The sequence below is a fragment of the Microbacterium sp. B19 genome (assembly GCF_000333395.1).
Taxonomy (GTDB): Bacteria; Actinomycetota; Actinomycetes; order Actinomycetales; family Microbacteriaceae; genus Microbacterium.
Map to the genome: position 1 here is coordinate 1 of NZ_BADA01000345.1, position 9,960 is coordinate 9,960.

Genomic DNA, 9,960 nt, shown 5'->3' on the forward strand with positions numbered 1-9,960 from the left:
CGTCGCCCCGTCGACGTTTCCCTGGAAGGACGGCACGGGGTCTGCCTTCACCCGGTGCGCGGAGTCGTCGCCCACGACGAGGCCCTCGGCCTCGGCATCCGCCGCTCCGGAGTCGAACGCGCTCAAGCGCCACCACACGCCGCCGCGGCCGCTCGCGACCTCGCGCAGGTCATCGATCGTCACGAAGTCGCCCGCGCCCAGATCGACCGGCGTAGCGGCTCCGGCGGTGGCCGCCGACCATGCGGCCTCGAGGAACTCGCGGTTGGTGTCGCCGAGCGTCGTCGCGCGCGCGAGCGAACGCTCGGGGTCGACGAGGGCGACGGCACTGCCACCGGGAAGGTAATCGACGAGCGTGACGAGATCGTCGACGAGCACGGGGATGAGGGATTCCATGCCCTCGGCCGGAATACCCTCGGCCATCTTCTCGAGCAACTGCCGGAGTCCCGGGTAGCCGTCGCGCAGCTCGGCGGCGCGCTCGCGCACCGCGGGGGTCAGCAGCAGCTCGCGGCTCGGGACCAGCGAGACCTCGGACACCTCACCGGGCAGCGAACGCTGATCGGCCACGGAGAACGCGCGGATCTGGTCGACCTCGTCACCGAAGAACTCGACGCGGTACGGGTGGTCGGCGACCGGCGGGAAGACGTCCAGGATGCCGCCGCGCACGGCGAACTCGCCCCGGCGGGACACCATGTCGACGCGGTGGTACGCGAGCTCGACGAGACGCGTGGTCACGTCCTCGAGCTCGTGCCCGCGGCCGCCGACGCGCAGCTCCACCGGCTCGACGTCGCCGAGCCCGGGTGCCAACGGCTGGAGCGCACTGCGCACGGACGCGGTGACGACGAGCGGAACCGAACCGTCCCACGCGGCGATCCGGCGCAGGACGTCGAGACGGCGCCCCACCGTCTCGGGGCTCGGGCTCAGACGCTCGTGGGGCAGCGTCTCCCACGCGGGGAAGTGCAGGACCTGCGCGCCCGGGAGCACGGCGTCCAGGGCGGGTCCGAGCGACTCGGCGCGGCGACCGGTCGGCGCGATCACCAGAACGGCTCCGGGCGCTCCGCTCGTGCGCCGACGCTCGAGGAGTCCCGCGATGACGGGCGCGTCGAGCCCGTCGACGACGGAGAGAGACAGATCGGAGGACGCCGCGGCAGCGGCCTCCCGGTACGACTCAGCCTGCTCGAGGGCGCGAACGATCCCGGGAACTGTCACTCGACACATCCTACGCGGGGGCACGGACACGGGCTCCGGGAGCTGCGGATACAGGTCCGTCGGGGCCGGACATCACCCCGCACGGAACCTTCCGCGCTCCCGCCGCACGGGTCGTACAGTGAGGTCATGACCTCGCCCGGCTCGCCCGAGTTCGCCGCGCCGCACGCGGCGCCCCCGGTGGGAACGCTGCTGACGCCGCCGCCGGCGGCATCCCGTCATCGGCCGCTGGGGGCGATCGGCCTCGTGCTCGCCCTCCTCGCGGGGGTGGTGGCCTCCGCGGTCGGCGGATCCGCCGCCTTCATCGTCGCCCGGGGCGCCGGCGCGGAGTTCATCGCCCGGGGCGGACAGACCTTCGACTGGCGGGTGCTCTCGCCCGTCCGCGACGTCGTCCTGCTGGGCGAGATCGCCTTCTGGGCGGGAACCGTGCTCGGAATCGCCGCTCTCGTCATCGGTATCGTCGCCACCGCTCGCAACCTCGGGCGCGGCACCGGGATCGCCGCCATCGTGGTCTCGGCGCTCGGGCCGTTCGTCTTCGGTGTACTGGTCTTCGTCGCCCTCGCGGCCGGGGCGAGCGCATCCGCCGGAACCGCCGTGTGAGCCGTACCGCCTATGTCGACAGCGTGTCGATCCTCATGGCGAATTTTCGGCCTTTCCATAGACTGACCGCATCAGGACGTCCTCGTCCTCGTCGATCAGAGGAGCACACCGTGACCAGCACACCGCCGCCCCCCGAACCGTACAACCCGCCGCCGGCCACGCGCGCCGAAGCGGCCCAGAGCGGATACACCGCGCCGCCGGCCGGTTACACCGCTCCGCCCGCCGCGTACGGCGCCCCCGCCCCGGCCGCACGCCCCAAGGGCTCGAATCGACTCGGCCTCATCGCGTTCGTCGCCGCGCTCGTCGGCATCATCATCGGCTCGATCCTCGCGACGATCGGTGGAATGCAGACCGGCAGTCTGGCGCAGTACGCGGACTACTCCACCGGCACCGGGACCCTCGACTACGACAGCGTCCCGGAGTCCGCACGCCAGATGGGAATCGCGGCCGGTCTCCTGACGATCGGGGCCTTCCTGGTCTGGGGCGCTCTCGCTCTGTGGGGCTTCATCCAGGGCATCGTCGCCGCGGTCAAGAATCGCGGTCGCGGCTGGGGCATCGCGGCGATCGTCCTCGCGGTGATCGGCGGCGGTATCGTCCTGATCTTCCTCACCGTCGGAGCGGGCATCGGCGCAGCGCCGTACGTGTCCTGAGCACGGAGAGCGAAAGGCCTCGACTTCGGTCGGGGCCTTTCTGCGTGTCCGGCCCCTGCGCCCGGCAGAGGCTGCGCGCCACCCCTCCTCCACAGGCCGCGATCGCACGGATTCATCCACAGATCCCGCGCTCTCCTCCGCGCGCATCGGAGCATCCCGCCTAACCTCGCCGGAGGCCTCACGGCCGCTCGCCCCAGGAGAGGACGCACATGCCCCAGCCACGTTCGACCGAAACCCCCGAGTCCGATCTCCCAGCGACCGATGAATGGACCGGACCGCGCCCATCCCGCCTCGTCCCGTTCCTCATCTACGGCTTAATCTGCGCGGTGCTTCTCGTGGTGGCGGAGAAGACGATGCGAGACGCCGACCCCGTCGTCGCCGCGGTCGGCGATTTCTGCAGTCTCGGCGGCTGCCTCAGCGGTGTCGCCGCGGCGATCTTCGGGACCGTCACGCTCTCGCGCGCGATCCGCGCCAGGCGCTCGGGAGCCGGGCGGTGATCACGGCCGACTCGTGGTGCGGCCCAGGCCCCACGGTCCGGGCTCAGCGCGGCGCGTGGAAACGCTGCTGGGCGGCGAGGAGACCGTCCTCGACCAGCGTCTCGACCGCGTCGGCGGCGTCGGACACGAGGATTGGCAGCGTCTCGCGCTCCTTCGCGCCGAAGGGATCGAGAACCCAATCCGCCGGATCCTGGCGTCCGACGGGACGGCCGATGCCCACACGCACCCGGGGGAAGTCCGGAGTGCCGAGAGCCTTCGCGATGTCACGGACGCCGTTGTGGCCGCCGTGCCCTCCCCCGGTCTTGAGCTTGATCGTGTCAAACGGGATGTCGAGCTCGTCGTGCACGACGACGACGTGCTCGGGTTCGACCCCGTAGAACTTCGCAAGCCCCGACACCGGACCGCCCGAGACGTTCATGAAGCTGTTGGGCTTGGCGAGCACGAGCTTCGCCGCGCCCGGACGCAACCAGGTCTCGACGACCCGGGCGTTCGCTTTGTGCGCACGGAATGCCTCGCGGCGACGACCGGCGAGTTCGTCGACGACCATCTGCCCGACGTTGTGCCGGGTCGCCTCGTACCGCGGGCCCGGGTTGCCGAGACCGACGATCAGCCACGTGTCCGCCATGGCATCCATCCTTCCGGGTCCGCGCACGGACCCCGATACGAAAACGAGGGGGCGTGATGCACGCCCCCTCGTCGATCACGGACCGCTCGCGCGGCCCGCCGAGATCAGTTCTCTTCGGCCTCGGCCGCAGCCTCGGACTCCTCGGACTGCTCCTCGGCGACCTCTGCGTCCGCCTCGGCGATCTCCTCTTCCGCGGCGAGCGTGTCGAGCGGCACCGACACCGCGACGATCAGCGTCTCGGGCTCGGTCACGAGGGTGGCGCCGGAGGGCAGCGTGAGGTCGGCGGCAGTGATCTGCGTGCCGTCCTCGAGGCCCTCGACCGAGACCTCGATGTTCTGCGGGATGTGGGTGGCCTCGACCTCGAGCGAGACCGTGGCGCTGTCGAGCATGGCCACCGTGCCGGAGAAGGGCTCACCGGTCACGACGACGGGGACGTCGACGGAGACCTTCTCGCCCTTGCGGACGACGAGGAGGTCGATGTGCTCGATGATCTGGCGCACCGGGTCCTTCTGCACGTCCTTGACGAGCGCAAGCTGGCTCTTGCCGTTGATGTCGAGGTCGAGCAGCGCGTTGGCGCGGCGGATGAGCAGCGACACCTGGTGGCCGGGCAGCGCGACGTGCTGCGGCTCGGTGCCGTGACCGTAGATGACGGCGGGGATCTTGCCGGCGGCGCGCAGACGGCGGGCGAAGCCCTTGCCGAAGTTCTCGCGCACCTCGGCGACGACCTTGTTGTCTTCCGACATGTTGTTCTCCTCGCGGGCACGGGTCCCGCAGCTTGTGAGCGGATCATGTCCGCGCGTATGTGGTCTGGATTCGACTCGAACGCGAGCGCGTGAGGAAAGCCGGAAGCCTGCATCACCGCGTCGATCACGGATGCCACGCGCACCCGCCGGGCGCACGACGACGCATCCCTCGCCGAAGTTCCCCGGAAGTCTACCAGCGCGTCGCCCTTCGCACGACCCGCCCGTGTCATCGGCGGCGACGACGCGACGGTACGATGGAAGCCCCATCTACCCGGAGGATCACCATGGACAGCGGCTTCTTCTCCCACGTCGTGCTCTGGGTCATCGGCGGCATCGCCACCATCGGACTCATCGGCACCGTCGGCGCCCTCTTCTCCATGGGCCGCAACGCGGGGTACAAGAAGCACTGACGCGCTCCCCGGGGGTTTCGATCCCCGGACCGGCCGAGCGCCTCAGTCGTCGGAGATCGCGGATGCCATGGCATCCCCGGCTTCACGGACGATGAGCCGCATCGCCTGCGCCGCCTCCTCCGCACGACCGGCGGCGATCGCGAAGGCGACGTCCTGGTGCCACCGCACCGCGTGCGGGTTGGCGTCGTGCGGCATGAGTTCGTGTCGCGTCCGACCGGTGAGCACCGCCTCGACGACGTCGCCGAGGGCCGCGAACATGCTGTTGCCCGAGGCGGCGAGCAGCGTCCGGTGGAACCGCACGTCCGCGGCGAGGTAATCCGCTTCGTCGGCGGCGCCCTCGGTGCGGGCCATCTCGAGGACGGCCGCCACCAGTTCCTCGCGCTGCGCGGCGGTCGCCGATGTCGCCGCGCCCCGGGCTGCGAGGGGCTCGATGCCGCTGCGCAGCTCGCTGAGTTCGCGCAGTTGCGCGCCCCGCGCGGGGCCGCCGAGCCGCCACTCGATGATCTCGGGAGCGAAGACGTTCCAGTCGGCCGCCGGACGGACGACGACACCGGCCTTGCGGCGGACGCTCACGAGCCCGAGCGCCTCGAGCACTCGGACCGCCTCGCGCCCGGCCCCGCGCGAGGACCCCTCGGCGAGGTCGCCGGTCACCAAGCGTGATCCCGCAGGGAGACGGCCCTGGACGATGTCCGCGCCGATGCGCGTGACGAGAGCGTCGTGCAGTGTCCCCGCGCCGGGACCAGCGGTCGTCATGCATCGATGATGCCAGACGTCACGACAATCGTCGCAAATATTCGTCGTGCATAAACCCGGGATCTGTGTTTTTATGTACGACAAATACGAATCGGCATCGCAGCCGCCGCCGGACCAAGGACGCTCATGGCCATACATCTCCTCCCCACCGCCCTCGTACTCGCCGCGAGCGAGCCCACCGCCCCCGCCGCTCCGGCCGGGCAGTTGGTCACCGCCGCCCTCATCGGCATCGCCCTGATCGTGGTGCTCATCACGTGGGGCAAACTCCACCCGTTCCTCGCGCTGACCATCGGCGCCTTCACCACGGGCGTCGTGGCGGGGATGCCGATCGGCACGGCCGTCACGAGCTTCACCGGCGGCTTCGGCTCGACGATGGGCGGAGTCGGCATCCTCATCGCACTCGGGGCGATCTACGGAAAGCTGCTGGCCGACTCCGGCGGAGCCGACCGCATCGTCGACACGCTCGTCGCGCGGGCGACGCCCCGGAGCCTGCCGTGGATCATGGGCCTCATCGGCGCCATCATCGGTCTGCCGATGTTCTTCGAGGTCGGCCTCGTGCTGCTCGTGCCCGTCATCATCCTGGTCGCCCGCCGCTCGGGCGCCTCGCTGATGAAGATCGCGATCCCCACCCTCGCGGGCCTCTCGGCCATGCACGGCCTCGTCCCGCCGCACCCCGGCCCGCTGGCCGCGATCGACGCCCTGGATGCCAACCTCGGCCTCACGCTCGCGTTCGGCGTGATCGTCGCGATCCCGGCCGTCATCATCGCCGGACCCCTGTTCGCGCCCCTCGCGGCGCGATGGGCCCCGGTTCCGGTGCCGGACCTGTTCGTCTCGGCCGAGGAGAAGGGCGAGGCACCCGTCCGCCGGCCGTCGTTCGGCGCGACGCTCGCGAGCATCCTCCTCCCCGTCATGCTGATGCTGCTCAAGGCGCTCGCCGACATCCTCGCCCCGGGGTCCACCGACGTGTGGAAGGTCGTCATCGACTTCCTGGGCCTGCCGATCATCGCGCTGCTCCTCGCCGTCCTCGTCGGCTTCGTCGTGCTCGGTCGCGGCGCGGGCTTCGACCGCGCGCGTCTCACCGGCGTCGTCGGCTCCTCCCTCGGCCCCATCGCCGGCATCCTCCTCATCGTGGGCGCAGGCGGCGGCTTCAAGCAGGTGCTCGTCGACACCGGCATCGGCAAGGTGATCGCCGACCTCGTCGCCGGCTCCAGCGTCTCCGTGCTCCTGCTCGCGTGGCTCGTCGCCGTGGTGATCCGCGTCGCGACCGGTTCGGCGACCGTCGCGACGATCACCGCCGCCGGCATCCTCCAGCCCCTCACCGAGTCGCTCGACGCCCCGATGACGGCCTTGCTCGTTCTCGCCATCGGCGCGGGGTCGGTGTTCTTCAGCCACGTCAACGACGCCGGCTTCTGGCTCATCAAGGAATACTTCGGACTGAGCATCCCGCAGACGCTGAAGACCTGGACGCTCCTCGAGTGCCTGATCTCCGTCACGGGTCTGGCCGGTGTGCTCGCGATCAGCGTGTTCGTCTGAGAACCGGAAGGACCCCGATATGACCTCCCCCGCCCCCGTCCTGGTGTTCATGGGACCGGCCGGAACCGGAAAGTCGACGGTCGCCGGCATGCTCGCCGGTCGCCTCGGCTGGGACTTCCAGGAGGGCGACGACCTCCACCCGGCCGCCAACGTCGCGAAGATGGCGGCCGGGCACGCCCTCACCGACGACGACCGCTGGCCGTGGCTCGACCGCGTCGCCGCGTGGATCGACGGTGAGATCACGGCCGGACGCCCCGGCATCATCACGTGCTCCGCGCTCAAGCGCAGCTACCGTGACGTGCTGCGGCGCGACGGGGTGACCTTCGTCCTGCTGCTGGGCGACCCGACCCTCGTGCGCGAACGCCTCCTCCGCCGCCAGGGGCACTTCATGCCGCCCGCACTCCTCACCTCGCAGTTCGACACCCTGGAGATCCCGGATGCCGATGAGCGGGCGATCCACGTCGACCTCGACCTCACACCCCAGGAACAGGTCGACGAGGTCATCGCCCGACTGCACCTGTCCCCCACCCCCTGAGCGGTCCCCGCGGACGCCGGATCGGCGCCGCAGCGAGCCGATAAAGTGGCGGGGGCACGTGACTCTCGTCCGCCACCCCTCCCTTCGCACGTGAACACGGAGCAACGAATGACGTCGACCGATCAGAACCAGGCACCGCACGAGGCCGCTCAGGTGCACGAGGGTGCGCCCGGCATCGAAGAGGTGGAGCGTCCCACCACCGAGGCCGGCTCCCGTCCCCAGGGCGAGGGCGACGGCACCGCCAACATCGGTGTCGTGGGTCTGGCCGTCATGGGCTCGAACCTCGCGCGGAACCTCGCCAGCCGCGAGGGCAACACGGTCGCGGTGTTCAACCGCAGCGCAGACAAGACCGAGCACCTCGTCGCGGAGCACCCCGAGGCGGAGTTCGTGGCGTCGTTCTCGTACGAGGACTTCGCGGCCTCCCTGTCGAAGCCCCGCACGGCGATCATCATGGTCAAGGCGGGCCGGGCGACCGACTTCGTCATCGACGAACTGGTGAAGGTGTTCGAGCCGGGCGACATCATCGTCGACGGCGGCAACGCGTTGTTCACCGACACGATCCGCCGCGAGAAGGCCGTCCGCGAGACCGGGATCAACTACGTCGGCATGGGCGTCTCCGGCGGCGAGGAGGGCGCCCTCAACGGCCCCTCCCTCATGCCGGGCGGCTCGGACGAGTCGTGGCAGACGCTGGGACCGATCCTCACCTCGATCGCCGCGGTCGCCGAGGGCGAGGCGTGTGTGACGCACGTCGGCCACGACGGCGCCGGACACTTCGTGAAGATGGTGCACAACGGCATCGAGTACGCCGATATGCAGCTCATCGCCGAGGCGTACGACCTCATCCGCCGCGCCACCGGCAAGACCCCCGCCGAGATCGCGGACGTGTTCGCCGAGTGGAACCGCGGCGAGCTGGAGTCGTACCTCATCGAGATCACCGCCGAGGTCCTGCGCCAGACGGATGCCGAGACCGGAGCCCCGCTCGTGGATGTCATCCTCGATCAGGCGGGTGCCAAGGGCACCGGTGCGTGGACCGTGCAGACCGCCCTCGACCTGGGCGTCCCCGTCTCGGGCATCGCCGAAGCGACCTTCGCCCGTTCGCTGTCCAGCCACCCCGAGCAGCGCAGCGTCTCCCGCGAGCTCCCGGGCCCGTCGGGCACCGACCTGCTCGCCGGCGAGGACGCCGACGCGTTCATCGAGCAGGTGCGTCTGGCCCTGTATGCGTCGAAGATCGTCGCGTACTCGCAGGGCTTCGATGAGATCCGTGCCGGTGCCGCGCAGTACGACTGGAACATCGACCTGGGCGCGGTGTCGAAGATCTGGCGCGGCGGCTGCATCATCCGCGCGCAGTTCCTCAACCGCATCGCCGAGGCCTACGACGACACCGCCGACCTGCCCGTGCTGCTCACAGCGCCGTACTTCGTCGAGGCCCTCGGCCGCGCCCAGGACGCCTGGCGCAACATCGTGGCGCTGGCCGCGGCGGCCGGCATCCCGGCGCCCGCGTTCAGCTCGTCGCTGGCGTACTACGACGGACTCCGCGCCGACCGCCTCCCCGCCGCGCTCATCCAGGGACAGCGCGACTTCTTCGGCGCCCACACCTACCGCCGCATCGACAAGGAGGGCACCTTCCACACGCTCTGGTCCGGCGACCGCACCGAGATCGAGGCCGAGGACACGCACTGACGAACATCCGGACGAAGCGGCGGCGGGCACTGCTCGTCGCCGCTTCGGCGCTGTACGCGTTCGGCGTGTGGTGGATGACGCTGCGGCCCGTGCCCTACGACCCCGACACGGCGGGATTCGTCCGTCGGATCCTGGAGACCCTCGCCGCGTGGCCGCCGACCGCGTGGGTGACGTTCGACGTCGTCGAGTTCTCGGCGAACGTCGTGATGTTCGTCCCCCTCGGTCTCCTGGTCCTCGCCTGGGGTGGACGACCGTGGCACGGCATCCTCGGCGGGCTGGTCCTCAGCGGCGCGATAGAGACGACACAGCTGCTCTTCCTCCCCACCCGAGTCGCCGACATGCGCGACGTCGTCGCCAACACCGCTGGAGCGGCGCTCGGCGTGCTGCTCGGCGCGCTGATCGCCCGCGCTGTCCGTTCTCACAGCGAGCGCATAGCCCTCGCCATAGAAAGCTCATAGCTACGCGCGCACAATGAATCCCATGACCGCGACCGCCAGCGCTCCCGCCTTCACCCGCCCCGACGGCAGCGCCCTGCGCGTCCTCGTCGTCGACGACGAGCAGATGCTCACCGACCTGCTGTCGATGGCCCTGCGCATGGAGGGGTGGGACGTGCGCACGGCGGGTTCCGGTTTCGACGCCCTGCAGGCCGCCCGGGATTTCGAACCGGATGCCATGGTGCTCGACATCATGATGCCTGACCTCGACGGCATGGCCGTGCTGCAGCGTCTGCG

At 70.5% G+C, this 9,960-nt stretch carries 12 protein-coding genes and 1 pseudogene; 9 read left to right on the forward strand and 4 right to left on the reverse strand.

Going from position 1 to position 9,960, the window contains the following annotated elements:
- A pseudogene (locus I5G_RS22210) lies at positions 1-1,215 on the reverse strand (transcription-repair coupling factor); the annotation flags it as partial.
- A 117-nt stretch (positions 1,216-1,332) separates the two neighbouring features.
- On the opposite strand from I5G_RS22210, the gene I5G_RS22215 reads away from it, so the two are divergent.
- The 3 genes from I5G_RS22215 (at position 1,333) to I5G_RS25885 (ending at position 2,950) form a co-directional block, all read left to right on the forward strand.
- Positions 1,333-1,803 (forward strand): hypothetical protein, encoded by a 471-nt coding sequence (locus I5G_RS22215; protein WP_022879292.1) that lies wholly within the window; start codon positions 1,333-1,335, stop codon positions 1,801-1,803.
- Positions 1,804-1,913: 110 nt separating this feature from the next.
- Positions 1,914-2,453, forward strand: a complete 540-nt coding sequence (locus tag I5G_RS12135; RefSeq protein WP_022879293.1) for a hypothetical protein — start codon at positions 1,914-1,916, stop codon at positions 2,451-2,453.
- 353 nt (positions 2,454-2,806) lie between these two features.
- Positions 2,807-2,950 carry a hypothetical protein gene (locus tag I5G_RS25885; protein ID WP_187288835.1) on the forward strand — a complete coding sequence of 48 codons (144 nt, stop codon included), beginning with the start codon at positions 2,807-2,809 and terminating at the stop codon, positions 2,948-2,950.
- A gap of 43 nt (positions 2,951-2,993) precedes the next feature.
- Here the strand turns inward: I5G_RS25885 and pth are convergent, their stop codons facing one another.
- On the reverse strand, positions 2,994-3,575 hold the full coding sequence (gene pth / locus I5G_RS12145; protein WP_022879295.1) for an aminoacyl-tRNA hydrolase: 582 nt from the start codon (positions 3,573-3,575) through the stop codon (positions 2,994-2,996).
- A 104-nt stretch (positions 3,576-3,679) separates the two neighbouring features.
- The gene (locus I5G_RS12150) at positions 3,680-4,318 is read right to left on the reverse strand and encodes a 50S ribosomal protein L25/general stress protein Ctc (protein WP_022879296.1); all 639 of its coding nucleotides are present in this window, start codon (positions 4,316-4,318) and stop codon (positions 3,680-3,682) included.
- Between the two features lie 284 nt (positions 4,319-4,602).
- Here I5G_RS12150 and I5G_RS26750 point away from each other — a divergent pair, with 284 nt between their 5' ends.
- The gene (locus I5G_RS26750) at positions 4,603-4,728 is read left to right on the forward strand and encodes a hypothetical protein (protein ID WP_022879297.1); all 126 of its coding nucleotides are present in this window, start codon (positions 4,603-4,605) and stop codon (positions 4,726-4,728) included.
- 42 nt (positions 4,729-4,770) lie between these two features.
- Here the strand turns inward: I5G_RS26750 and I5G_RS12160 are convergent, their stop codons facing one another.
- Positions 4,771-5,481 (reverse strand): FadR/GntR family transcriptional regulator, encoded by a 711-nt coding sequence (locus tag I5G_RS12160; protein ID WP_022879298.1) that lies wholly within the window; start codon positions 5,479-5,481, stop codon positions 4,771-4,773.
- Positions 5,482-5,607: 126 nt separating this feature from the next.
- Between I5G_RS12160 and I5G_RS12165 the strand changes: the two genes are divergently transcribed.
- The 5 genes from I5G_RS12165 to I5G_RS12185 form a co-directional block, all read left to right on the forward strand.
- On the forward strand, positions 5,608-7,014 hold the full coding sequence (locus I5G_RS12165; RefSeq protein ID WP_022879299.1) for a GntP family permease: 1,407 nt from the start codon (positions 5,608-5,610) through the stop codon (positions 7,012-7,014).
- A 19-nt stretch (positions 7,015-7,033) separates the two neighbouring features.
- A complete protein-coding gene (locus I5G_RS12170) occupies positions 7,034-7,549 on the forward strand; it encodes a gluconokinase (protein WP_022879300.1) in 516 nt (171 codons plus the stop codon).
- Between the two features lie 108 nt (positions 7,550-7,657).
- The gene (gene gndA / locus I5G_RS12175; RefSeq protein WP_022879301.1) at positions 7,658-9,229 is read left to right on the forward strand and encodes an NADP-dependent phosphogluconate dehydrogenase; all 1,572 of its coding nucleotides are present in this window, start codon (positions 7,658-7,660) and stop codon (positions 9,227-9,229) included.
- Positions 9,230-9,279: 50 nt separating this feature from the next.
- Positions 9,280-9,687, forward strand: a complete 408-nt coding sequence (locus I5G_RS22220) for a VanZ family protein (RefSeq protein WP_275574424.1) — start codon at positions 9,280-9,282, stop codon at positions 9,685-9,687.
- A gap of 22 nt (positions 9,688-9,709) precedes the next feature.
- Positions 9,710-9,960: response regulator (locus tag I5G_RS12185; RefSeq protein WP_022879303.1), on the forward strand; the 251-nt coding region annotated here is incomplete at its 3' end.